At 67.0% G+C, this 23407-nt stretch carries 20 protein-coding genes and 1 tRNA gene; 11 read left to right on the top strand and 10 right to left on the bottom strand.

The window, feature by feature from the left end:
• Positions 1–11: 11 nt before the first annotated feature.
• Positions 12–2156: a tetratricopeptide repeat protein gene (locus Q8T13_13985; GenBank protein MDP3718870.1), complete on the bottom strand. Its 2145-nt coding sequence runs from the start codon at positions 2154–2156 to the stop codon at positions 12–14.
• Positions 2157–2187: 31 nt separating this feature from the next.
• Entirely contained in the window at positions 2188–3210 is a 1023-nt protein-coding gene (locus tag Q8T13_13980) for an NADP-dependent oxidoreductase (GenBank protein MDP3718869.1), read from the bottom strand.
• Between the two features lie 44 nt (positions 3211–3254).
• Here Q8T13_13980 and Q8T13_13975 point away from each other — a divergent pair.
• Positions 3255–3331: transfer RNA gene (locus tag Q8T13_13975), tRNA-Arg, on the top strand.
• 213 nt (positions 3332–3544) lie between these two features.
• The gene (locus Q8T13_13970; protein ID MDP3718868.1) at positions 3545–3817 is read left to right on the top strand and encodes a helix-turn-helix domain-containing protein; all 273 of its coding nucleotides are present in this window, start codon (positions 3545–3547) and stop codon (positions 3815–3817) included.
• A 245-nt stretch (positions 3818–4062) separates the two neighbouring features.
• Here the strand turns inward: Q8T13_13970 and Q8T13_13965 are convergent, their stop codons facing one another.
• A complete protein-coding gene (locus tag Q8T13_13965) occupies positions 4063–4569 on the bottom strand; it encodes a hypothetical protein (protein MDP3718867.1) in 507 nt (168 codons plus the stop codon).
• Positions 4570–4983: 414 nt separating this feature from the next.
• Here Q8T13_13965 and Q8T13_13960 point away from each other — a divergent pair, with 414 nt between their 5' ends.
• The 6 genes from Q8T13_13960 to Q8T13_13935 all read left to right on the top strand — a co-directional run bounded on the left by Q8T13_13960 (position 4984) and on the right by Q8T13_13935 (position 13498).
• Positions 4984–5517: an HD domain-containing protein gene (locus Q8T13_13960; GenBank protein MDP3718866.1), complete on the top strand. Its 534-nt coding sequence runs from the start codon at positions 4984–4986 to the stop codon at positions 5515–5517.
• 306 nt (positions 5518–5823) lie between these two features.
• The gene (locus Q8T13_13955) at positions 5824–6765 is read left to right on the top strand and encodes a sulfide/dihydroorotate dehydrogenase-like FAD/NAD-binding protein (protein MDP3718865.1); all 942 of its coding nucleotides are present in this window, start codon (positions 5824–5826) and stop codon (positions 6763–6765) included.
• Between the two features lie 87 nt (positions 6766–6852).
• Positions 6853–8346, top strand: coding sequence for an NADPH-dependent glutamate synthase (gene gltA / locus Q8T13_13950; GenBank protein ID MDP3718864.1), 1494 nt, complete (start codon positions 6853–6855; stop codon positions 8344–8346).
• Positions 8347–8442: 96 nt separating this feature from the next.
• A complete protein-coding gene (locus Q8T13_13945) occupies positions 8443–10293 on the top strand; it encodes a 2-oxoacid:acceptor oxidoreductase subunit alpha (GenBank protein ID MDP3718863.1) in 1851 nt (616 codons plus the stop codon).
• A complete protein-coding gene (locus Q8T13_13940) occupies positions 10290–11267 on the top strand; it encodes a thiamine pyrophosphate-dependent enzyme (GenBank protein MDP3718862.1) in 978 nt (325 codons plus the stop codon). The genes Q8T13_13945 and Q8T13_13940 overlap by 4 nt, the downstream gene beginning before the upstream one ends.
• An 8-nt stretch (positions 11268–11275) precedes the next feature.
• The gene (locus Q8T13_13935; GenBank protein ID MDP3718861.1) at positions 11276–13498 is read left to right on the top strand and encodes a hypothetical protein; all 2223 of its coding nucleotides are present in this window, start codon (positions 11276–11278) and stop codon (positions 13496–13498) included.
• A 3-nt stretch (positions 13499–13501) separates the two neighbouring features.
• Here Q8T13_13935 and Q8T13_13930 read toward each other — a convergent pair whose 3' ends face one another.
• Positions 13502–14350 (bottom strand): arsenite methyltransferase, encoded by an 849-nt coding sequence (locus Q8T13_13930; protein MDP3718860.1) that lies wholly within the window; start codon positions 14348–14350, stop codon positions 13502–13504.
• Positions 14351–14466: 116 nt separating this feature from the next.
• Here Q8T13_13930 and Q8T13_13925 point away from each other — a divergent pair, with 116 nt between their 5' ends.
• Positions 14467–16341: a hypothetical protein gene (locus Q8T13_13925; protein MDP3718859.1), complete on the top strand. Its 1875-nt coding sequence runs from the start codon at positions 14467–14469 to the stop codon at positions 16339–16341.
• On the opposite strand, the gene Q8T13_13920 is transcribed toward Q8T13_13925, so the two are convergent.
• The 6 genes from Q8T13_13920 to Q8T13_13895 are packed head-to-tail and all read right to left on the bottom strand — an operon-like array spanning position 16319 to position 21575.
• Positions 16319–17221, bottom strand: a complete 903-nt coding sequence (locus Q8T13_13920; protein MDP3718858.1) for a hypothetical protein — start codon at positions 17219–17221, stop codon at positions 16319–16321. The genes Q8T13_13925 and Q8T13_13920 overlap by 23 nt on opposite strands.
• Positions 17222–17240: 19 nt before the next feature.
• Positions 17241–18116 (bottom strand): protein phosphatase 2C domain-containing protein, encoded by an 876-nt coding sequence (locus tag Q8T13_13915; protein MDP3718857.1) that lies wholly within the window; start codon positions 18114–18116, stop codon positions 17241–17243.
• A complete protein-coding gene (locus tag Q8T13_13910; protein MDP3718856.1) occupies positions 18109–20187 on the bottom strand; it encodes a C39 family peptidase in 2079 nt (692 codons plus the stop codon). Before Q8T13_13910 ends, Q8T13_13915 begins: the two co-directional genes overlap by 8 nt.
• Positions 20188–20204: 17 nt before the next feature.
• A complete protein-coding gene (locus tag Q8T13_13905; GenBank protein MDP3718855.1) occupies positions 20205–20594 on the bottom strand; it encodes a PA2779 family protein in 390 nt (129 codons plus the stop codon).
• Positions 20595–20636: 42 nt separating this feature from the next.
• Positions 20637–20990 carry a hypothetical protein gene (locus Q8T13_13900; protein MDP3718854.1) on the bottom strand — a complete coding sequence of 118 codons (354 nt, stop codon included), beginning with the start codon at positions 20988–20990 and terminating at the stop codon, positions 20637–20639.
• Between the two features lie 15 nt (positions 20991–21005).
• A complete protein-coding gene (locus Q8T13_13895; GenBank protein MDP3718853.1) occupies positions 21006–21575 on the bottom strand; it encodes a DUF4390 domain-containing protein in 570 nt (189 codons plus the stop codon).
• Positions 21576–21658: 83 nt separating this feature from the next.
• Between Q8T13_13895 and Q8T13_13890 the strand changes: the two genes are divergently transcribed.
• Positions 21659–22720, top strand: coding sequence for a serine hydrolase domain-containing protein (locus tag Q8T13_13890; GenBank protein MDP3718852.1), 1062 nt, complete (start codon positions 21659–21661; stop codon positions 22718–22720).
• 17 nt (positions 22721–22737) lie between these two features.
• Positions 22738–23349: an outer membrane beta-barrel protein gene (locus Q8T13_13885; GenBank protein MDP3718851.1), complete on the top strand. Its 612-nt coding sequence runs from the start codon at positions 22738–22740 to the stop codon at positions 23347–23349.
• Positions 23350–23407 lie beyond the last annotated feature (58 nt).

The following is a 23407-nucleotide window of genomic DNA, read 5'->3' as shown; positions in this document are numbered from 1 at the left end:
CGAACGCGCGATTACTTCGGAAGGGCCTTGAGCAGGTCCGCGGCGCGGGGCTCGGCCGGATCGAGGCGAAGCGCTTCCGCCGCCTGCTTTCGGGCGTCGGCAAACCTGCCGAGTTCGGCATACAGCACGGCCAGGTTGAGGTGGGCGCTGGCCTGCGCCGGGTCGAGACGGAGGGCGCGTTCGAGATGCGGGAGGGCCGTGCGCGGATCCCCCTGCAGGAAGATCGCCAGGCCCAGTTTCTCGTGTGCCTCGGCCCGATCGGGCGCCCGCTCGACCGCGAGACGCAGCCACGGGGTCGCCTCGGCAATCGCGCCGCGCTCGAGGGCCAGCGTCCCGAAATCAAGCGAGACCTCCGCGGCATTTCCCACCACCGAGTCCGGCATGTCCGAAAACCGGCGGACGGCGTCATCTGGCCGGCCGGCCAGACCCAGGGCGCGCACGAGCAATGGCCCGGCGACACCGCTGTCGTAGCCGCTGTCGTAGGTGGCCTCCAGATGGGCAATGGCCGCCGCCGCCCGGCCGGCACCCACCAGGGCTTCCCCCAGGGCGAGCCGGATCGCCGGCCGCGGGCCATCGATCGCCATCGCTTGAGCCAGGAGGTCGGCCGCCTCGTCGTGACGGCGCGCGTCGAGCAGTGCTTGCCCGACGCGGAATCGCAGCACGCCCGGGTGACTGTGCTGGTTCGCGACCTGTTCGACGTAGCGGCGGGCCTCGTCGAACGATCCCTGCTCGACGAGCCAGACGGCCTTGCGCGTCTGCTCGCCGCCGAGGCCAGAGTCGAGACCGAGATTGGCGAACGTGACCAGCGCGACCACCGCCACCGCAGCCGCCGGCATCCGGAGCGCGACGAACTGGCGGGCGCGCGCCAGGTCGAAGAACCGGACCAGTGCGGCGCCCGCCGTGGCACACAGGGGCACGAGCAGGGGCATCCGGTAGCGGTCCGAGACGAAGAACAGCACCACCGCGGCCCCGTACACCGGGACGAACATGGCCCACACCCAGTAGCCGCGGCGGTTCGCGCCGAGCGCCGGCCAGCAGAGCCCGATCAGGCCGAACGGCAGAATCAGCCACGGACCGACGGCCAGCACGCGCAGAAACGAGGCTGGCTCACGCGCGTAAAACGCATAGCTGTAGTTCAGGGGAACGTCCACGCGGTTCAGCAGGATCCCGATCTTGCGGATCCACAGCCGGAGTGCGTCGGCGGGATGGGCCGTCACCCAGTCAACGGCTCGCCTGGTGAAGTAGTTCGACACCTCGGCGGGCGTGAGTGTCCGACCCGCGGCCGACTCGGCCACGCGGGTGGCGTCGCTGGCCTGTCCAAAGATCGATGGCGTGATGTCCGGCACGGGGGTGTAGGTGCCGTCGGCGCGATCGTGGTTGCCGATGTAGAGATTGAGCCCGCCATGCGACGCAATCACGACCGCCTGCCCCGACACGGCATAGTTGCGCACCGCGTTGGCGGCGAGGACGGCCAGCAGGGAAGCCAACAGGATCGCCGCGCGGGCGACCCGCGTCCCGCGACTTGCGTGATCGGCGGCGGTCTGCCGCCACTGGACCACGAAGACCGCGGCGGCCGCGGCGCCCGCGAAGACCAACGCATTGGGCCGGTTCAGTGCGAGCAATCCCAAAGAGGCGCCGGCGGCCCCGAACGCCCATGGGCCGCCGCCCGCCATCGTCCGCGTCAGCGAGTACAGCGCGCACGAGACAAGGAAAGGGTCCAGGGCAGACTGCAGGATCAGCACTTCGCTGAATGTGAAGAAGCCGGTCAGGATCGCCAGCGCCGCGGCCGCCAGCGCCGCCCGCCGGCCAAACCAGTGGCACGCGGTGGCGAACAACACGCCGACGGCCAGGGCTCCCAGGCCGACCTGGACCAGCTGCGCCGCCAACAAGGTGCCTCCGGCCGCGTACACGACCGCGAGGAAGTACACGTAGAGTGGTGACACGATGAACGCCCCGGTGGACGCCAACACGCCTTCGGTCGCGATGCGCTCGCTGAGGGCCACGTAGTAGGCGGTGTCGAGTTCTCCGTGCGGCGCCAACAGCGGGTGATCCCACAGCTGGAAGAGCACCACCAGCTTGACCACCAAGGCCGCCGTCACGATCAGCCCGGCCCGGCGCCAGGGCACGGCCGTCGTCGCGCGAGCCGTATCGCTCATATCAGGTCAGACCAATTGCACGAGTTGCTTGTCACAACTTGACGAGCTGCTTGCCGAAGTTCCTGCCCTTCAGCAGCCCGAGGAAGGCCTCGGGCGCTGATTCAATGCCGTGCGCGATCGACTCGCGGTACTTCAGCGTACCGGCCGCGACCATGCCGCCCAGTTCGGTGAGGGCCTCCGGCCAGCTCTCCATGTGCTCGCTGACAATGAAGCCTTCGATCCGCAGGCGCGATCGCAGAATCAGCGCCGGATGGGTCATCGGAATCGGCTCGCCGTTGTAGCCGCTGATCATCCCGCACACCGCGATGCGGCCAAAGTCGTTCATGCGCGCGAGCACGGCATCAAGAATAGGACCGCCGACGTTCTCGAAATGCCCAGCCACGCCATCGGGCGTGGCCTCGGCCAGGGCCTTGTAGAGCGACTTCGGATCGCCATGTGCCTTGTAGTCGATGCAGGCGTCGAAGCCGAGGTCGTCGATCACGTAACGGCACTTGTCGGTGCCGCCGGCGAAGCCGACCGCGCGACAGCCACGCGCCTTGGCCAACTGGCCCACGACGCTTCCCACCGCGCCGCTGGCCGCGCTCACGGTGATCGTGTCGCCCGCCTTCGGCTGGCAAATCTTCGTCAGCCCGTGCCACGCCGTCACGCCGGGCATGCCGACGGCGCCGAGGTATGCCGACAGCGGAACGTGGCTGGCGTCCACTTTACGCAGGGCCCCGCGCGCCGAGCCGGAGACGATGCTGAACTGCTGCCAGCCGCCCATGCCCACCACCAGGTCGCCCGCGGCGAAGCCTGGATGCTGCGACTCGACGACTTCGCCGGCGGTGCCACCAATCATCACGGTGTCCAGCGCCTGCGGCGGCGCGTAGCTGCGGGCATCGTCCATGCGGCCGCGCATGTACGGGTCGAGCGACAGGAAGTGGTGGCGGACCAGCACCTGGCCGTCGCCGAGCGGCGGCAGCGGCGCCTCGACGAGGCGGAAATTGGCGGCCGTGGCTTCGCCCTTGGGTCGCGAGACCAGGTGGATCTGCTTATTCAGGGTGGTGGTGGTCACAGAAGCGGATTCTAGCCGCTGTCACCTGCTAAAATTGCCACGACGCGCCCGTAGCTCAGTTGGATAGAGCACCGACCTTCTAAGTCGGGGGTCCCAGGTTCGATCCCTGGCGGGCGCGCCATTCGACTCGCGACCGAGTCGCTTTCAGCGAATCGGTCGCTCGCTCATGGCGAGCCATTCGCTGATGGCAGCCGGCAGACCAATCCTCCGCTTCGCTCGGAGCGAGCAGGTCGGGGCCCTTCCCTGTCCGTCTTTGACGTGTATCCGTCTGTGACGTATATTCCCGACGGGTGCTGAGGTGGACGTGTCTTGAAGCGGATCACGGAGGAGACCTATGGCGGCGCCTAAGCGGAAGATAGGCCGGGAGATCCTGGAAGGGCTCCGCGAATTGAAGCGGGGCGCGCGCGGACGTGTGACCACCGTGCCGTCCGTGGCGATCATCAGAGAAGGAACCGGGCTTTCGCAGCCAAGGTTCGCCGAATTGTTGGGCGTCTCGGTCCGCACGCTTCAGGAATGGGAACAGGGCCGCCGGGCGCCGTCGGGCGCCGCCCGGACGCTGCTGCTTATTGCCGCGAAGGACCCGCGCGCGCTAATCGACGTCGCGTGAGACGCCCGCGCTGCCGCCGCCCTCTGCTTCAAGTGCTACCGCAGTGAGGTCAACCGCGCGCGAGCGCGCCGTTGAGGCGGCCGGGACACGCAGAGGCGCTCGCAGACGCGGGCGAGGGTCTCGATGGGACCGGGTATCGAGCTGGAACGGGTCGTCATCAGTTCAGCCCAAACTTCGGTGTGGCACTTCCCGGGTCACATCCGGCGCGGCATGGTAGCAGCGGGCAAGGAGCAGGCGCCGACTGCTCACGCCACGCAGGTAAACGTGCCTTCGACTGCCTCGGCCCCGGGATTGGCCTTCCACCGTGAACCGCCGGACGGCCAGGACGCCGTTTCACGGAAACCATCCGCGGCGTGGGGCAGGGCCCCGAGCGCCGCAACGAGGGCGTCGGCTTGGTCAAAAAGCGGATCGCGCGGCCGCTTAATACCTTTCACCCCGTGCTGCAGGTAACTCAGGACGGCTTGCACCGCTGGCATGTCAGCCTTTGGGCTGAGCACGCGGGCCACATCCGCGTCCCGATTGTTCGCGCGAAGGACCGAGATGGTCGCGGTCGGAAAGCACTCGCGCAGCACTATCCCGCTCGAATCAAAGCGAGTAGACGTCCCGTCCTTGAGAGCTGCTAGCCAATCGTCCCGGCCGAACTGGCCACGATGTATGCAGGCGGCGAACCCGATCATGCCGTAGACGAGCCAGCCCCAGTCGCCGCCGTGTTCAATGCCGCAAGCCACCGAAGGGGTGGATTGGAAGGACACGCCGGTGAGGCTCTGTTTCTCACACAGCCGTCCGTGCCCAAGGCAGTTGCGCGAGAAGGCTGACGGCGATCCACATAGATCCCAACAGGTCCGTGCTGATCCAGCTCACCCCATAGGGTGGCTGCCGTGGCAGATGCCGAGTCATGCGTTGCAGAAGCCAGTCCGGCGAGGTCTGCATCACGAACCAAGATTCGGAGCGACTCTGTTGTCGGAAGTGGTGTGGAGTGGGGGACTCTTGTCCAACGGATGTCTGTTAAGAGCCCTCCACACCAGTGGGTGATGCACAGGTCAAAGCCTTTCTGGGGCCGTCCGCCAACATCTATTCCAATGTGGACGCCGTCGCGGGCTGTTGCTGCGGCTGTCGGCGGCTGTTGTGCCTGAATCACTGCTGTTGCGTCTGGAGCCTGCCGGGAGGTGGTCACGTGTGGCATAGCAGGTAACCGAGGCGTACCAACGCGTGGTGGCGACTTAGCTACAGAGGGGGCCGAGCTAAGCCTGGATAGCGAGTTCTGCTTCTCGTACCGCAGTTTGGAGGATTGCGGAGGAGAGCCTCGGCTTCGGGACATCAGGCGCAGATTCGGCCACGTCGTGGCCGACATCGTTGATGGTTGCTCGGGAACGGACGCCGTTTCCGAGCCGGACTATCGAAAACGCAAGCAGCGCTACATCGAGCACTTGGAGGAGGCGTCGCCGTCGGTACGTCCTGTGTCGGCTGCCGACAAGCTGGCGAACATCCGGTCGATCATCACCGACTGCCGTGCCGTCGGGGACGGCTTGTGGGCCCGGTTCAACGCCCCGAAGGTGGACCAGCTCTGGTACTACGGATCCTTGTCGAAGGCGTTCAGTCGCCTTGGGCCAACTTCGGTCGCCCGTGAACTGGAAGAAGCGCTGGCAGAGCTTCTGCGGCTCACCGGGGAATCTCCGGTCAACCGCAAAGAGGCCGAGTAGGTCTCAACGCCAAGGCTTGCTGATCACCACCCAAACCACCAGACCGGGAGCGCGGCGGACAGCCCTGCGGCGAACTGGATGGCGAGTACGATCAGCGTCTGCCTGGCAACCACCGCCCACGTGCGCCGCCATGGGGCGACGTCCTGGCCGCCGGTTGGTGACTTTTTCTGGCCTTCGGGAATATTTCCACTTCTAGAGAGCCGTCTCGCCTCACGAGTCCCCGGGCGCGTCATTTGCATTCGCAGTCGATCGGTCGGCGTCCTCCCGTCGCCCACAGGCGTATGCTGGAAGGAATAGGTGGGTGTTATGGCCGACTTCGAGATCGTGACACGCGACGATTTCTCTGAAGTAACGTACCTGCTTGAAGTGCGCCATCCGCTGATGGCGAGGGCCGCCCGGCCCGGACAGTTCGTCATCGTCATGCTCCACCCCAATGGCGAGCGCATTCCCCTCACGATTGCCGACTTCGACCGCGACAAGGGCACGGTGACGCTGGTCATCCAAGCCGTTGGCAAGACCACCCGACAGATGCAGCAGGAATGCCAGGTGGGAACGTCGCTGCACGCCATGGTCGGCCCGATGGGCATTCCGAGCCCGACGACGAAAGCGAAAAAGGTGGTGTGCGTGGGCGGTGGCCTCGGCGTCGCGCCGATCTTTCCGCAGGCGCGCGGCTTCAAGGACAGTGGCGCCTACGTGATCGCGGTGCTCGGGTTCCGCACCATGGGCCTGGTCTTCTGGGAGGACAAGTTTGCCGCGTGTTGCGATGAGCTGATCCTGTGCACCAACGACGGCACGGCCGGCATCAAGGGCCTGATCACCGACGGCATCAAGGTCGCACTCGATCGCCACGCCGACATCGACGAAGTCGTCGCCATTGGCCCGCCCGTGATGATGCAGGCGTGCGCCGACGCCACCCGCGCCCGCCAGATCAAGACCATCGTCAGCGTCAACCCGATCATGGTGGACGGCACCGGGATGTGCGGCGGGTGCCGGGTCAAGGTCGGCGGGCAGGTGAAGTTCGCCTGCGTCGATGGCCCCGACTTCGACGGTCACCTGGTCGATTTCGACGACTTGATGGTCCGCCTGCGGCGCTACACGACAGTGGAGCAAACGGCGCAGGAGCGCTGGTCCGAGAGCTGCCGAATGACCCGGCAGGTCGGCCCGAGCGCCCTCGACGCCCTGGCGCGCGGCAGCGCCGAGCAGAGCGAGTTGCTCGAACTGCCTGAGAATGATGCGCTTGGCGGATAGGTTGATATCCGGCTAAAGCCGGATGCTACAGGGGAGAGGGAGATATCCGGCTAAAGCCGGATGCTACAGGAAACTGGGTGGAGCCGGATGGCGACGAAACGGACGATTCGCAGCATTCCACAGGCGCGCACGCCGATGCGCGAGCAGGATCCGCAGGTGCGGGCGAAGAACTTCGAGGAAGTGGCCCACGGCTACTCGCTCGAAGAGGCCATGCGCGAATCGGAGCGCTGCCTGCACTGCCCGGATGAGCCCTGCATTGCCGGCTGCCCGGTCGGCATCGACATCCCCGCCTTCATCAAGCAGATCGGCGAGCGCAACCTGCGCGGCGCCTATGACGTGATTACCGCCACCAACCTGTTGCCGTCGGTGTGCGGGCGGGTGTGTCCGCAGGAGAGCCAGTGCGAAGGCGCCTGCACGGTGGGGGAATCGCTGGAGGCGGTCGCCATCGGACGGCTCGAGCGGTTCGTCGGCGACTCCGCAATCAAGGAAGGCTGGGTCAATATCCCGCACCTCGAACCGACCCGGTTCAAGGTCGGCATTGTCGGCTCGGGCCCGGCCGGCATGGCGTGCGCGGCCGACATGGCCAAGGCCGGCACCGCGGTGACGGTGTTCGAGGCCTTCCACGAAGCGGGCGGCGTGCTGAAGTACGGCATTCCCGATTTCCGGCTGCCCAACACGGTGATCGACGCCGAAATCGAGAACCTCAAGAAGCTCGGCGTCACGTTCGAATGCAACACGCTGGTCGGCCGCCTGTTCACCATCGAGCAGATGCTCGACGAGATGGGCTTCGACGCGGTGTTCGTCGGCGTCGGCGCCGGCTACCCAACGATGCTCGGAATTCCCGGTGATTCGCTGAACGGCGTGCTCTCGGCCAACGAGCTGCTGACGCGCTGCAACCTGATGCGGGCCCGGGATTTTCCCAACTACGACACGCCCCTGCCGATCGGGCGGCGGGTCGCGGTCGTGGGCGCCGGCAACACCGCGATGGACGCCATGCGCGTGTCACTCCGGCTGGGCGCCGACAAGGTCTACTGCATCTACCGCCGTTCCAGCCTGGAAGCGCCGGCGCGGGCGGAGGAACTGCATCACGCCGAGCAGGAAGGGGTCGAGTTCCACTGGCTCACCAGCCCGGTGTCGGTCCTGGACGATGGCCACGGCAACGTGCGCGGCATGCGCTGCGTGCGCATGGAACTGGGCGAACCGGACGAGTCGGGCCGGCGCCGGCCGGTGCCGGTGGCGGGCAGCGAGTTCGACTTCGAGGCCGATCTGATTGTCTATGCCATCGGGACCAATGCCAACCCGATCATGGGCCAGACCTCCTCGTTGACACTCAACGCGCGCGGCTACATCGCGACCGACGACACCTGCGCCACCTCGGTGGCCGGGGTTTTCGCCGGCGGCGACATCGTCACCGGCGCGGCGACGGTGATCGAAGCGATGGGCGCGGGCCGCACCGCCGCCCGCAGCATCAAGGCGTATCTCGGCATTCGCGATCCCGGGCGTCCGTATCGGGGCGAGGCCGGCACGTTGTTCGGCATTGACACACGGGAACGCAACTTCGTACGGGTGCGCGTTGGCTAGAAACAGGAGATCAGGAGATCAGGAGTTGAATGTTCAAAGACGTGCTCTTGACCTCTTGAGCTCCTGTTCACGTCATCTGGAGGAAATGTGGTCACGTTGAACGAACACATCGTCGAGATCATCAGCGATTCGGGCGAAGGCGCCCAGAAGTGCGGCCAGTCGCTGGGCGCGATCGCGGCGCAGAGTGGCAACGGCGTCTGGACCACGGAGATCATCCCGGCCGAGATCCGTCCGCCGGCGCGCAGCGTGGCGGGCGCGAGTGGCGTTCGCATCCGCATCGGATCGGGGCCCGTGACCAATGGCGGCGACGAGACCGACCTCGTGGTGGCCTTCAACGAGCAGGTCCTGCTCGGGCGCGTGCGGGCCAGGGAGCTCAAGCCCGACTGCCTCATCCTGCTCGAGGACATGTGGCGCCACCACGCCGACCCGACGGTCGCGGCGGCCTACGTTGAGACCTACGATCGGCTCGTGGCGGCGGGCTACCGGGTGCACGAAATTCCGATGGAGCGGGAGTGCCGGACGCTGGTGAGCGATGCGCGTCGAGGCAAGAACATGTTCGCGCTGGGCATGCTGTGCCAGATCTACAGCCTGGACCTGAAGCTCGCCGCGGATCAGGTCGTGCAGACGTTTGGGAAGAAGGATCAGCGGATCGTGGACGCGAACATCGCGTTGCTCGAAGCCGGTCATCGCTGGGCGGGAACCAACCTCGACTTCAGTTACCGCATCCCCGCGGTCCGCTCGACCGAGCCGCAGATCGTGGTGAACGGCAACACCGCGCTGGCGCTCGGCGTGCTCGCCTCCGGGATGGAGATCTGCGCGATGTATCCGATCACGCCCGCCACTTCGGCCTCGCACTACCTGTCGGAGGCCTTCGAGCAGGTCGGCGGCATCGTGCACCAGGCCGAAGACGAGATTGCGGCCTGCGCCTTCGCCATCGGCGCGTCGTATGCGGGCAAGTGCGCGGTGACCATCACGTCGGGCCCGGGCTTTTCACTGAAGCAGGAGGGCATCGGGCTGGCGGTGATGGGCGAGATCCCGCTGGTGGTGGTCAACGTCCAGCGCGGCGGGCCGAGCACCGGGCAGCCAACCAAGGCCGAGCAGGGCGACCTGCTGACGGCGATCTTCGGCAGCCATGGCGACGCGCCGAAGGTGGTCATGGCGCCGTCCACCATCGAGGACTGTTTTTACTCCATCATCACCGCGCGCCGGATTGCCGAGACCTTCAACATGGTGGTCGTCGTCTTGTCGGACACCACGCTGGCCACCTCGCAGCAGCCCTTCCCGCGGCCGGTCTTCAGCGAGAGCTGGATGGCGCCGCCGGTCGACCAGAGCGCGGTGCCTGATTCCGCCAGGCCGTACGACTGGGACGACACCACCGGCCTGGCCCGCCGCTTCATCCCGGGGCAGCCGGGCGGCATGCACACACTCACCGGGTTGGCGCACGACCGCGACAGCCACGTCGCCTACGACGCCGACAGCAACGAGCAGGGGCTGCGGGCCCGCAGCCTGAAGCTGGCGGCGCTGCAGAAGACCCTCGTGCCGCCGCCCGTGGTCGGCGAGCAGAGTGGCGACCTGTTGGTGGTGGGCTGGGGCAGCACCCGGGGCGCCATCGAGGAGGCGGTCGGCTCGCTGCGCGCCGAGGGCCACAAAGTGTCGTCGATGCACTTGCGGTTCCTGCAGCCCTTGCCACCGGGGATCAAGGAGATCATGCAGGGCTTCGCACAGGTCATCACGATTGAAAGCAACTGGAGCGACCATCCGGACGATCAGCTCATCGACGACAGCAACCGCCGCTACTCGGCGCTGGCCATGATGCTGCGCGCGCGCTATCTGGTCGATGTCGATTGCTTCAGTGAAGTCAGGGGCCAGCCGATCCGGCCCAGCACGATTCGCCGGGCCGTCCGCGAGAAGCTCGCACGGGTGCCGGGAAAGGTGGCCACGTCATGAGCCCGATGTCCGCGACCGAATGCCTGCTGCAGATGTGCGACGAGCGTCACGAGCTCGAGGATTACCAAAGCGGGGTGCCGCGCTGGTGCACGGGCTGTGGCGACAACGCCATTCTCGCCGCCGTCCAGCGGTTATGCCGCGACGAGGGCCTGCGGCCGGAGAAGACAGTGTTCGTCTCGGGCATCGGCTGTTCGAGCCGCTTTCCCCATTACATGAAGACCTACGGCTTTCATGGGATCCATGGGCGCGCGCTGCCGATCGCCGAAGGGGTCAGGATGGCGCGGCCCGACCTGACCGTGTTCGTCAACACCGGCGATGGTGACTGCTGCAGCATCGGCGCGGCGCACTGGATTCACGCCATTCGCTACAACATGAACATCACGGTGTTCCTGCACGACAACCAGGTCTACGGGCTGACCAAGAAACAGGCGTCGCCGACCTCGCCGATCGGCACCAAGACCAACACCACGCCGCGCGGCAGTTACCTCGAGGCGCTCAACCCGCTGACAGTTACGCTCGGGGTCCAGAACGTCTCGTTTGTCGCGCAGGCGGTGGACTGGGCGCCGGATCTGCTCTACGACATTGTCACGGCCGCGCATCGCCACAAGGGCCTCTCGTTCGTGCGCATCGTTCAAAGGTGCCCGGAGTGGATGCCCAAGTTGCTCGATCCGTGGCTGCACGACCCCAGCCAGGTGCAGTTGCTCCATCATGCCAACGGCCTGCAGCCGAGCGCCGGTGCGGCCAAGGTCTACAAGAACCTGGTCGAGCACGATCCGTCGGATCTCAACCAGGCGCGGGTGATCGCGTCGCGTACCGACGTGGTGCCGGTCGGGATCCTCTATCGCAATCCCGAGGTGCCCTGCTACGAGGACCTGGTGCGCTCCGATCGGTTGCGGTCCGCGGCGCTGACCCGGGCCGGGCTCAACGCCGAGTTCGACAAGCACACGGTGTGGCCGCGCGAAGCGGAGGCGTAGGAGCGGACATGGACGCGGCAACCCAAGCGCACGTGGCGTTTTATCTCACCGGCCGCCGGCCGGCCGGGCATCTCGAAGCCGTCGACGGCCTGGGCCTGCGCCCGGCGCTCTTTGCCGGCTACCGCGAGCTCGACCGGTTGCGCTACGACTTCCCGCTGGTGCTGGTCGCCGGCCGGCCGGATGGTCCGTTGGTGCAGTCGCTGTCGGGCCTCATGGACGATGCGCTCGCCGCCACGGCGGCGGGCAGCGACGGCGATCGCATCCGCCAGCACGGCCTGCGGATCGAACGGGCGCTGCGGACGCTCGTGGCGAGCGGTGCGACCGGGACACTAGCGTCGCTGTGGGACGGGGCCGCGAGCGGCCTGGCACGGGACGCGGAGCCGGCCTTCGGCGACAGCCTCCGGCGATTGCGCCGGGCGATCGTGGTCGATGGCGAGGTGGCCGATTGCGACGCGGCCTTGCCGGTGCGCCTGTTGCGCCATCTGTGGGGCGCGGTGCAGGCAAAGAAGGTCGCGGCGTTGCACCAGCACCTCGACCGGCTGGTGATCAAGCTGTCGGAGATCCTTCGGGCCGACGCCGAACGCGCCACCGAGCGTCGCGACGCGTCGCATCTGAAGGCCTCGGTCGGCAAGGGCTTCAGCGACGCGTTCGACTTCAACGCCATGTCGCGGGTGCTCGGCAGCGCCGGCGCGGGCGAGGGGCTCCCCGAGGGCCGCCGCCAGCGAATCCATCAACTGCTGACCGTGCTGACCTCGCGGGCGTTCCTGCCCGGAACCGAGGGCGGGCTGGATCCGGCTGGCGAGCCGTACCAGTTTGCTTTTGGCAGTTGCAGCGAGGCCCTCGACGCCTTCCGCCAGCGGATGCCGGCGGTGATCGCCATGGCGAAGGCCCTCGCGATGGCCGATCTCGAGATCGATGGCCAGTACCGGGAGTCGCGCCACGACGCCCTCTTTGACGACTTCGGCGCCAACGGACTCGACCCGCAGGACCTGGCCGCGTTTCCCGACTACCTGGTCTGCCTCGACGCCGGCCAGTTGCCGGCGGCCGAGCACGCGCGCCTGATGGAGATTCTCTCCTCCGGCGTGCCGATCAAGATCCTGCTGCAGATCGACGACCTGCTGGAAGAGTCGCCGGACGGACAAGGCGCCCTCACGTCCGGCATGCGCAATCGGCAGATTGCCGGCATGGCCATGGGCTTGAACGACGTGTACGTGCTGCAATCGAGCAGCTCGAACCTGTTGCGGTTTCGCGAGCACCTGCTCCGGGGGCTGCAGTGTCGCGGGCCCGCCCTGTTCAGCGTGTTTTCCGGCGCGAGCGGCGCCGCGTCCGGCCTGCCGCCGTACCTGGTGGCGGCGGCGGCGATGGAGTCGCGCGCGTTCCCGGCGTTTGCGTACGACCCGTCGGCGGGCACCAATTGGGCGGCGCGCTTCTGTCTCGACGCCAACCCGCAGCGGGACCGCGATTGGCCGATCCAGCGCTTCGCCTACGAGGACGAACAACACCAGCGGGTGTCGGCAGACCTGGCCTTCACGGTGGTCGATTTCGTCGCCAGCGACCGCCGCTACGCGCGGCACCTGGCGCGGGTGCCGCGGGCGCAGTGGGGCGGCCACCTGGTCGCGGTGGACGAGTCGCTCGCGCGCGAGCGCAAAGGGTTGCCCGACATCGTCCCGAGCCTGTTGATGGTCGATGACGACGACACGCTGCACAAGGTGATCGTCGATGAACGGTTGATCAGGGAAGCGCGCCGCTGCCGCGAGATGTGGCACAGCCTCCAGGAGTTGGGGGGCATCCATAACTCGCATGCCGAAGCGCTGCTCGCGCGCGAGCGCCAGGCCTGGCAGCAACGCGCGTCGCAGGAAGCGGAGGCGCCAGCCCCACCTTCGCCGGGGCTACGGTGGACAAGCGCGCCGGCCGCGGCGAAACCCGCTGCGGCCGGGGCCCTCGTGGTGAGCGTGCCGGCGGCGCCGGAATTGGACCGGTCGCCCGACGAGGCGTACATCGAGACCGCGCGCTGCTCAACCTGCAACGAGTGCACGACGATCAACGGCAAGATGTTCGCCTACGACCACAACAAGCAGGCGTACCTCGCCGACATTACCGCCGGCACCTACGCCCAACTCGTGGAAGCCGCCGAGAGTTGCCAGGTGTCGGTCATCCACCCGGGCCAGCCGCGCAATCCGCAGGAACCGGGCCTGGAGGAGTTACTGAAGCGGGCGGCGCCGTTTCTGTAGCCGTCAGGTGCAACAGGTCGTCGTGCAGCACGGCTTCGCCACCGGCTTGCTGGCGCGCACGAACGCACTCATGAATCGGCCGTCGACCTGGGCCGGCAGGTCAGCATCATCGAGGCCGCTGTCTTCCAGAAACTGTCGCGCGTCTTCGGCGCGATAGACGCGCGTCGGCTCGACGGTGACCTGCTCGAATCCGGCGTTCACGAGCTTGGCCCGGTAGTCGGATTCTTCAAGGGCGCCGGCGATGCAGCCGACCCACAGTTCCATGCTGCGGCGGACCGCTTCCGGGATGTCATGGCCACGGACCACCACGTCCGAGACGGCGAATCGACCGCCCGGCTTGAGGACTCGAAAGGCTTCCGCAAGGACGCGGTCCTTGTCGGCGGACAGGTTGATGACGCAGTTCGAGATGATCACGTCCACCGAATCATCCGGCAGCGGGATCTGCTCGATCTCGCCGCGGAGGAACTCCACGTTCATGAGGCCGGACTTCGCCTGGTTGTCACGCGCCAGCGCGAGCATCTCGTCGGTCATGTCGAGTCCGTAGGCCTTGCCGGTTGGCCCGACCCGCCGGGCCGACAGCAGCACGTCGATCCCGCCTCCCGAACCGAGGTCCAGGACCACTTCGCCCGGCTTCAGCTCCGCCAGGGCGGTCGGGTTGCCACAGCCGAGCGACGCCAGCAGCGCCGCCGCGGGGATCTCACCCGTCTGCGCCTCGTCATAGAGGTTCGTGGTGATCGGGTCGGTTCCGCATGATCCCGACGTCCCACACCCGCAACTTGCGGTGTTCCCCTGGCGGGCGCGCTCGGCTGCCTCGCCGTACTTCTGCTGGACCACATCCTTCACATCAGCCATGGCTTCCTCCTTATATATTCGCTAATACGAATGTATTAGCGCACCACCCATTTGTCAACGCGCATCGTCGCCGGCACGCCAGCCCAAGTGGAACGAGTCCTGCACTGTCAGAGTTCGTGACTCGACGATCGCCGCCGCCGCGGCCGTGGTTTCAGCGCGCGCTCCTGGTGACGCTGGTCGCGGTAGTCCTGCTAATTGCGAAGGATTGGGCGTATGCGCCCACCTTCCGCTTGTTCCTGGACCAGCCGGGTGCGTCGGCTCGGTCCGACTCTGTTCAGCAGTACGGCGTGGAAGGGGATCGCGTCGTCCCGCTGGTCGTTACCCGCGCGGCGGATCGTGTGGCGTTTGTGACCCAGATTGGGCACGACTCGACCATCCACGTGGGCCTTCGTCCCCAGGCGCGGGTCACCTATGCCATCGAATGGCGGCGTGGAACCTCTCGCCGGGTGCTCGCCCAAGGCACCGTGGACGCCCCGGCCGCGATCGCGTTCGCGTATCCCACCGGCAACGGCGTGATCGAACTCGTGAGCGATGGCCCCCTCACGTGGGTCGATCCGAGGGTCGTTCGCGACTTGCCGCTGGTGCCATACGGGTGGACGTTCGGACTGTCGATCCTGTGCTGGCTGACCTGGCGTCTTCGCAATCGGGCGGAGTCGCCCGCGTTGGTCATGGGCTTCAACCCGTTGGTGTTGCTCAAGGCCGCGGCCGTCGCGGTCAGCCTGATCGTCTCGCTGCTCGTCACGGAAGTGGCACTGCGCGCCCTCGGCGACCACGTACCCCGCGGCATTGCCGCCGAGCGTCACGATCTCGGCGAGGTCAATCGCGATCCGCACTGGGTGGATTCGCCACGCTACGGGCGCCGGCTGCGAGCGAGCGTCGATACCATGAACGAATGGCGGGATGGCGACATCGTGCGAATGGGATTTATCCCGCCCTCGGCCGTGCCAGGCCCGCTGCACCGGTTCTCGTTCCACACCGACAGCGAGGGTTTTCGCAACCCGGTGGCGCGCGATCGCTTCGCGATCGCGGCGCTCGGCGATTCGTTCACCGACGCCATGACCATGGCGCAGGAGGCGTCGTGGCCGGCGCGCCTCGAAGCCACGTTGGGCGTGGCGGTGCAGAACTACGGCACCGCGGGCTTTGGTCCGCAGCAGCAACTGATGGTGCTGAAAGACTACGTGGCGGCCCATCGGCCCAAGACCGTGGTGCTGGCCTTCTTCGCCGGCAACGACATCTTCGATGCCGAGGCGTTCGACGCCTTTCAGCGGTCGGGCGGCACGATCAAACGGCCCCAGCCAGGGTGGCGGATCAAGGAGGTCGAGAGCCGCGTGGACACGTGGTTCGTCGTCAGCGCGCTGCGCGCCGGGCAGAAGTTGCTGGGGGCGCAGCAGTCGGCCTCGGCAGCGTCGGAAACACTGTCGGCATCACCTTCGAACGAAAACGTTCCCGAGCCGCAGCCGGCATTCGACCGGGGCTGGTTTGACCTCGAGGTCGCCGGCCGCCGCATGCGGTGGGCCTTCATGCCGCCGTACTTGAACACGCTCAACTTCTCGCTCGCCAATTTGATGGCCAGGCCCGGCTGGCCGATGACCACTGCGGCGATTCGCGAAATGCAGGCGGTATCGCAATCGTTCGGCGCCGAGTTTATCGTGATGTTCGTGCCCTTCAAGAGCCAGGTCTACCTGCCGGTGGTGGAGGCGTCGCTACCGAAGGAAGCAATCCGGTCGGCGTTTGGCTTTTACCTGGAGTCGTACGGCGGGGTGATTGACGTCGATCGAATGCTCGCCAATCGACTGGCGCAGAACCAGATGATGGCGCAACTGTGCGCCGAGGCCGGCATTCCGTTTCTCGACACGACGCCGGCGCTGGCCGCCCGGGCGGCGGCGGGCGAGAATGTCTACTTTCCCGACGAGTCGCACCTCAATCAGGCGGGCGAGGCGCTGATTGCGGAGCAGCTGGCCGAATTCATCAGGACGATTGCTTCGAAGTAGCGCGCGCCGGGCCCTTGGGCAGCCGGAACACGTGAATGGATTGCTCGTGCTTGCGGCAGCGCCGTGAGTAGTGCTTCTTGGCCATGTCCGAGACCATCACCAGCGTGTTGGGCGAACACCAACTGACGCCCTCGAGTGTGCGGTACCGGCGTTTGCCCTTCCTGGAGCGGGGGAAGTCGTAGATCGTGCCGGGGCCGGTGATGGTCCAGTCGCTGAAGCGCAGCGTTCCGATCCACAGCCGCGACGTCTGCTGCGACAGCACGGCGATCGTCCGGCCGCGCAGCGCGACCGCCGAGTAATCCTCGAACTTCACGCTCTTTGGCAAGGTGATGGTCGCGGCCGACTGCCAGATGGTGCCCTTGCGCCGCAACACGTGAATCAGCCCGTGTCCGCGCTTCTTGCCCTTTCGCCCGCCGTGACCGCCGTTGCCTTCGCAGAGTCCCAGCAGGTAGTCGCGCTCCTGCCAGCGGACCGCGGCGAGCCCTTCCATGCCGGTGTTACGTCGGTCGAAGCTGACGTCGACCCACCGGCGCTTGCGGAATCTGCCGTGTTGATCGCACTCGTCGATGAGGGGTTTGTAGGTGCCGTCGGGGTGCTTCTCGGCCTCGATCAGCAGGTAGAAATGGCCCGACTTCGGATTGAAGGCGAGGTCTTCATACCCTTCGCCGTCGCGGATCGGCCCGACCCAGCCGTGCTCGCTCGATTCGAGCGCCAGCCCGCCGCGGATCCGCGCCAGCCGGCGGATGTTGTCGAAGACGACGTAGTAGTCGCCGTCTTTTTGGATGACCCCGCTGGCTTCGAGCACGGCGCTGCCCTTGGGTGGGCGAAGGAACGCCGACACCTTGTGTTCGGCGACGAGAGTCAGGACCGGCCGCGCCATAAACGGAGTCTACCCGAGGTCAGGACGCGGGCGCGGTGACGGGGTCGAAGCGAACGACCACCACGGTGATGTTGTCGCGGCCGCCGGCTTCGAGCGCCAGGGCCAACAGCTTCCTGGCCGCGCTTTCGGGTTCGGCCTCGGTGGCCAGGACCTGCGCCAGTTGCTCGTGCGTCATCATCTCGCTCAGCCCGTCCGAGCACAGCACCATGCGATCGCCCGCCTGCACATCGAACGCCCGGGCCTCGACCCTGACCCCCGCATCGGGCCCGCCCACCACGTTGGTGATGATGTGGCGCAGCGGGTGGGCGGCGACATCCTCTTCACGGACGGACCCCTGGCGCACCAACTCCGCCACCAGCGTGTGGTCCTGGGTCATTTGCTGCAGGACCCCGTGACGATGCAGGTAGGCGCGGCTGTCGCCGGCATGAACCAGGCAGACCTTGGTAGCGAGGAAAAAAGCCATGGTGACGGTCGTGCCCATGCCCTTCAGCAGGGGATCGGCGGCGGCTTCCTGCGCCACCTGCGCATCGGCGTCCTTGACCGCGCGCTGGAACTGTTCCAGCACCTTCTGCGCGCCGGAATGATCCGGCTCGAGGAACCACCGAAAGGTGTTGAGCGTGAAGTGCTCGATCGCCGCCACCGCGATGGCGCTCGCGCGTTCGCCCGCCTGGTGGCCGCCCATGCCGTCGGCGACCAGGTACAGATGCGCGCGCTCCTCGCCCCGCTGCAACTTCGGCTCGGGCAGGCTCGTTTGACACACCCGCATGGCCTTGCTGAGCTCGGCGATCAGGAACTGATCTTCGTTGGCCTCGCGCACCAGGCCGCGATCGGTCAGTCCGAACGCGCGGGTGGTTAGTGCGGGGGGCGGAATGATGGCCGTGATTGCTTCACTCATGATGTTGTCCTGTCCACGATGGCTGCCACCCGGCAGAGACCACCACTTGCTGGTCGCGCATCCCACGCGCCACGTCGAGCCGCATCGCGCCGCCCTTACCAGGAAGCGCCAGCCGAACCCCCACGCCCGCATCGACATGCAGGCGCGAGGAACTCCCGTCGAGCCGATGCCATGCGCGGGCGGCATCAGCAAATACGGCCAGGCCCACCCTGGCCATGGCCGGCCGCCACAGCGGATGCCGGTATTCAATGGAGGCGTGGGCGAGCCGCCGGCCGAAGGCCTCGCCCGTGACCACACCGGCGTCGAGCAGGGGATGGGCGCGCAGCAACGACTCGCGCCCATGGCCGGTGCCCGCCCCGGGCCACAACGCAAACGGCGCGGCGCCCGAGACGGTCGTGGCGGCGGCACCGCCCAACCACATGGCCTGATTCTCGTTCGTGCGCGATCGCCATGCCGACGACAGCCGGCCGCTCGTGAAGGCCGTGCCCGAGCCAAGCGGCGCCGCCGCCTCGGCGCCGGCGCCGAGCGACACGCGATCGCCGGCCAGCCGCACCTCGACCCCGCCGCCGGCCGACAGGTAACTGTCGGCGGCCCAGCGGTTGAACGCGGAGCTCGCATTCCATCGCACCGTGCTCGACGCCCAATCGGCGACGCGCAGCCCAACGTGGCGCCGCTCCTCGCGGACACTGACCGGACCCCCGTACGATTGCCGCTCCCACGATCCTTCGATAGTTGTGACACCCGGCAGCCACGAGAGCGCGGGAACCGCAAGCGACACCGCAACTCGCGGGCGCGCTTCCCACCACCGCCACGCCACCGTCAAGAGCTCACCGCTCTTCGCAAGCGAGGCCGCGTCCACGCGAACCTCGTCCTGCAGCCACCCGCGGGCCAGGGTCGCCGCGATCGGCACCACGCCGCGCGGCAGCGCCGGACGTTCGACAACGATCGCGTCGATGTCGGCGGTGCCGCCGCCGAGTGGCCGATAGCGCAGGGAGGTCTGCGCGGCGCTCGGCAACTCTGCCAGCCGGCGGGCGGCATGGCCCTGTCGCTCCGGCGTCAGCACCGTGCGCGGCGGCAGCTTGAGGAGGCCCACCACCGTGGGGTGCGGCACCCGGCGCACGCCTTCGACACGAACGATGTCCACCGACGGCCGGGCGATCTGGTTCCACGCGTCGAGTGCGGCCAACGGCTCGTCGTTCAGAAACCGGCTGGTGGCCAGCAGATCCCACACCGCCTCGTCCTCGGGTTCGAGCACCGACGCCCGTTCCGCCGTCATGGCGGCTGCGGCCCAGTGCGATTGCAGGAAGTGCACGCCGGCCAGCTCGCGCCACGCAGCCGGATCCGCCGGACACAGTTCGGTCGCGGCCACCAGTCCCGGCGCTGCGTCGGTGACCTGCCCGGCGCGCGCCAGGTCCACCATGCGCGCGATCAGCGGACTGCACGGACTGGTGACCGCCGCGCTCGAGTGCTGGGGTGCTGAAGTGCTCGGGTGCTGAAGTGCTGAAGTGATCGGATCAGCGGAAGGCAAGACGAGCATGGCCCAGCGTCCGGCCGCGGCCCAGGCGCGATCGAAATCCGGTCGTGTCCAGGTCTGGAAGGGCGCGCTCGCCGGATCGTGCGCAATCACCTGCGCGGCCGTCCACCCGACGATCACGATGTAGTGATAGCGGTTCGGCCGCACCTCGATCAGCGCCACGATCGGACGGCCACGGTCGATCTGGTCGCGAATCCAGTCGTGGTGGGCGCCGGCGGCCCCGTCGATCGGAAACCCCTGCCAGCCCCGCTGCCTGATGTCGGCCGTCAGCACGTCGGTGCGAATGCCGGCCGCGCTGCGATCGATCAGCGATGCGAAGTCCTCGGGTTGCACTCGCCGGTCGCCCCAGTACCGCAGCACCATGGCCATGGCGGCGCCGCCACACAGGTCTTCGGTTTGCGTAAGGTAGGGGACATCCAGCAGGCGCGTGCTGCCGGCCGGATCGGCGGGCGGTGTTTGCGCGAAGGCGGGCGTGGCGGCCGTCGCCACGAGAATTACGACGGCCGCCATCACCACCGACGCCGTGAGGCGCGCCATGGTCGTCGTGCGCTGGATCAGTTGGCCAGCAGGATGACGATGATCAGGATCAGCAGCAGGGTCGTCAGCGAGATGACGATGGTGCTGGCACCGCCGGCCAGCGCGCTGGCGTCAACGGCGGCCGCGTGCTGGGCGAGCGTGTTGAGTTCGGCGCCGCTCAGGGTCGCCACGGCCGAGTTGGCCTGTTCGACGCTGAGGCCCAAGCGGGCAGCCATCTCCCGGGCGTCGGAACGATCGAGCACCTGGAGAACCAGCTCACGCTGCGAGTTCTCGGTGGCGGTCTTGTCGGCAAGCGCCTGGTGCAGCGCGACGGCGTCCACGACGCGGGCCTGCTGCGCATATGCCTGAGTTGAGAAGAGAAGTGCCGGAACTAGGAACAGCGTGACTACTTTTTGTGAAATCTGCATGCGAAATCCTCCGTGACGAGAGGATGCACGAAGTGGGCCAGTTCAGCCTTTGATGGCGTATCCCCTCTTCGCCAGAACCTCACGGACGCGCTCGCGCAGGTCGCCCTGGATTTCGACCGTGTTCTCGCGAACCGCTCCGCCAGTGCCACAGGCGCGCTTCAGCTCGCCGCACAGGTCTTTCAGGAACGCGGTGTTGCGCGGCAGGTCATACACGACTGTTACCGACTTGCCGCCGCGCCCGGCCTTCTCGAGCCTCAGCTTGGCGACCACGCGCGGCGGCACCGGCTGCTCGCCGGCGGCGAACCTCTTGCTGCACTGGCAGTCGCCGACCGGCCAGCCGCACTTCGGGCACGTCTGACCTTTATCGGTGGAGTAGACGAGGCGCGAGTTGCTCATCGCCCCGGGGCGCGATTACTTGATGAACGTGAACTTCGCGGATCCGCTCGCGGTGCCCGAGAAGGGCCAGAGCGAGGCGGTGCTGCGCGGGCGCGCATCGGCTTTCACGAGGACGTAGTACTCGCGATTGGCTTCGAGGATCTTGGTGTCGAAGAGCGGCAGGCGGTCGAACTGGGTGACCATCTGCGCCACCTGGGCGGGGTCTTCCACGACGAACGATTCCTCGACCCGGCCGTCGAGCGCGCGCGAGATGGTGTGGCGACGGGTCAGGTTGTCGAAGTCGACGCTGGTCGAGACCACGGCCGACGCCACGGTGCGATCGACCCACGCCGGCACCTTGAGCTTGAGTTCAACGGTGTAGGTGAACACGGTGCGCAGGCCGCTTTGCACCACGGCCTTCATTTCGTCGGTGAGACCGCCGTCGAGCGCGAACGTGACCAACACCCGTCCGTCGCGATTGAGCGTCTTCACGCGCAGCGTTTCGGCAGCCTGGGCCGCAGCCGGGGCGGCCGACACGGCCAGCAAGCTGAGCAGGCAGACCGCTCTCACGAGGTTTCGGACGTAGTACGGACGGGTTGAGCTCATCAGCTAAATCGAAGTTCCGGCAGACTTTAGCACACGTAACGGCGAATTGGGACTGGTATGATCGGGTCTGCGCCCAAAAAATAATGAAACTGCCCCTATTTTCCCTGATCGCGGCGATTGGCGCCAGCTTTTTGCTGGTCCCGCGGGGTTCTGCGCAGGAATTACCGTACCAGATCTTCGAGCGGTACCTCGAACCGCTCGCCCAGCAGATTGGTATGCCGGGCCTGTCGGCCGTGATCGTGCGCAATAACCGCATCGAGTGGGAAAAGGGCTATGGCTTCTCCGACGTCGAAAACAAGGTGCGCGCCACGCCCGATACCCTCTATCCCATTGGCGGGGTGACCCAGGCCATGAGCGCGGTGCTGCTCGCGATCTGCACCGACCGGCTCGCCCTGGAGGTCGATACCGGCATGCGCAAGTGGGTGCCGGCCTTCCCCGAGGACGCCAGCGTGCGCCACGTCCTGGCCCACGTGTCCGAGGGCCGCTATGTCTACGATCCCAGCCGGTATGCCGCGCTCACCCCGGTTGTGGAGGACTGCACCAAGCGGCCCTTCCGCGTGGCCCTCGCCGACGAGATTCTGCAGAGCCTCGCGATGACCTCATCGGTGCCCGGGCTCGACCTGGGCCAGCCGAGTGGGCAGGCCGCGCGCGACCTGTTCGATCCAGCGCGCGTCGCGCAGTACCAGGACCGGCTGACGCGCCTGGCCAAGCCGTACCGGATCGACCGCAACCGCCAGGCGCAGCCCTCGTCGTATCCGCCGTACGGACTGGACGCCTCGGGAGGCATGGTGTCGTCGGCGCGCGACCTGGCCGGCTTCGAGGCCGAGCTCGACGACAACATCAACAACGTGCCGATCAGCCTGAGCACGCTCGACAAGATGTGGACGCCGTTCATGTTCGACACCGGCGCCGCCGCGCCGACCGGCCAGGGCTGGTTCGTCCAGACCACCTCGCAGGAACGGCTGGTCTGGACCTTCGGCCACATTCCAGACGCGGCCTCGGCGCTGATCGTGAAGATGCCGTCGAAACGGCTGACGCTGGTGCTGCTGTCCAACAGCGGCGGCCTCGCCAACACCTATGAGCTCGAGAAGGGCGACGTCACCACCTCGCCGTTTGTGAAGATCTTCTTGCGCCTCTTCATCTAAACTGCGACTGCCGCTCCATGCTGCCGTCTGCCATCCAACGCGCGACCTTCATCTGGTTGACGCTCGTGGTACTGGCGGCGCCGGCGAGTGCCCAGGACATTTTTGCCGTGCCTTACGCAGGCGTAAAGTTTGGCGGCGATACCTCGATCGTTGATCTGGAGATCGCGGCGGGACGGGCTTCCATCGCCCTTGGCGGGTCGGTGTCGGTGTTGGGCGACGGCTGGCTCGGTTACGAAGTGGATTTCGGCTACATGCCGGGCTTCTTCGAGAACGACGACAGCCTGCCGCTGATCAAACCCGGCAGCTACGTGCTCGACCTGACGGGCAGCGTCATCCTGACCCTGCCTGATGCGGTCACCCGGGGCGGCCTGAGGCCCTACGCCATCGTCGGTATCGGGTTGATCAACGCGCACGCGCAGGACTTCCTGGAGATCTTCCTGGTGCGACGCACGGTGCCGGCCTTCAAGATCGGCGTCGGTGCCCAGGCGCTGCTGCTGACCAACAACGTCGGCATCCGCTTCGATCTGCGGCACGTGCGCAGCTTCACCGGCGATGACGGCTCGCTGGCTCGGGTGGGCCGGCGGATCAGCTACTCCCGATTCACGATTGGCTTGCTACTTCGCCTGTAATTAACAGGAGTTCAAGAGGATAAGAGAAACATTCTGGTCCTCCTGATCTCTTTATCTC

Source organism: Acidobacteriota bacterium, from assembly GCA_030697165.1.
Lineage (GTDB): Bacteria > Acidobacteriota > Vicinamibacteria > Vicinamibacterales > UBA2999 > 12-FULL-67-14b.
This window is presented reverse-complemented; position numbering and strand designations above follow the sequence as displayed.

What these genes read in the sequence shown, in the direction of transcription:
- Q8T13_13985 (MDP3718870.1), bottom strand. Translation starts at nt 2,156, where the DNA reads ATGAGCGATACGGCTCGCGCGACGACGGCCGTGCCCTGGCGCCGGGCC.
- Q8T13_13970 (MDP3718868.1), top strand. Translation starts at nt 3,545, where the DNA reads ATGGCGGCGCCTAAGCGGAAGATAGGCCGGGAGATCCTGGAAGGGCTC.
- Q8T13_13955 (MDP3718865.1), top strand. Translation starts at nt 5,824, where the DNA reads ATGGCCGACTTCGAGATCGTGACACGCGACGATTTCTCTGAAGTAACG.
- gltA (MDP3718864.1), top strand. Translation starts at nt 6,853, where the DNA reads ATGGCGACGAAACGGACGATTCGCAGCATTCCACAGGCGCGCACGCCG.
- Q8T13_13940 (MDP3718862.1), top strand. Translation starts at nt 10,290, where the DNA reads ATGAGCCCGATGTCCGCGACCGAATGCCTGCTGCAGATGTGCGACGAG.
- Q8T13_13935 (MDP3718861.1), top strand. Translation starts at nt 11,276, where the DNA reads ATGGACGCGGCAACCCAAGCGCACGTGGCGTTTTATCTCACCGGCCGC.
- Q8T13_13930 (MDP3718860.1), bottom strand. Translation starts at nt 14,350, where the DNA reads ATGGCTGATGTGAAGGATGTGGTCCAGCAGAAGTACGGCGAGGCAGCC.
- Q8T13_13920 (MDP3718858.1), bottom strand. Translation starts at nt 17,221, where the DNA reads ATGGCGCGGCCGGTCCTGACTCTCGTCGCCGAACACAAGGTGTCGGCG.
- Q8T13_13915 (MDP3718857.1), bottom strand. Translation starts at nt 18,116, where the DNA reads ATGAGTGAAGCAATCACGGCCATCATTCCGCCCCCCGCACTAACCACC.
- Q8T13_13910 (MDP3718856.1), bottom strand. Translation starts at nt 20,187, where the DNA reads ATGGCGCGCCTCACGGCGTCGGTGGTGATGGCGGCCGTCGTAATTCTC.
- Q8T13_13905 (MDP3718855.1), bottom strand. Translation starts at nt 20,594, where the DNA reads ATGCAGATTTCACAAAAAGTAGTCACGCTGTTCCTAGTTCCGGCACTT.
- Q8T13_13900 (MDP3718854.1), bottom strand. Translation starts at nt 20,990, where the DNA reads ATGAGCAACTCGCGCCTCGTCTACTCCACCGATAAAGGTCAGACGTGC.
- Q8T13_13895 (MDP3718853.1), bottom strand. Translation starts at nt 21,575, where the DNA reads ATGAGCTCAACCCGTCCGTACTACGTCCGAAACCTCGTGAGAGCGGTC.
- Q8T13_13890 (MDP3718852.1), top strand. Translation starts at nt 21,659, where the DNA reads ATGAAACTGCCCCTATTTTCCCTGATCGCGGCGATTGGCGCCAGCTTT.
- Q8T13_13885 (MDP3718851.1), top strand. Translation starts at nt 22,738, where the DNA reads ATGCTGCCGTCTGCCATCCAACGCGCGACCTTCATCTGGTTGACGCTC.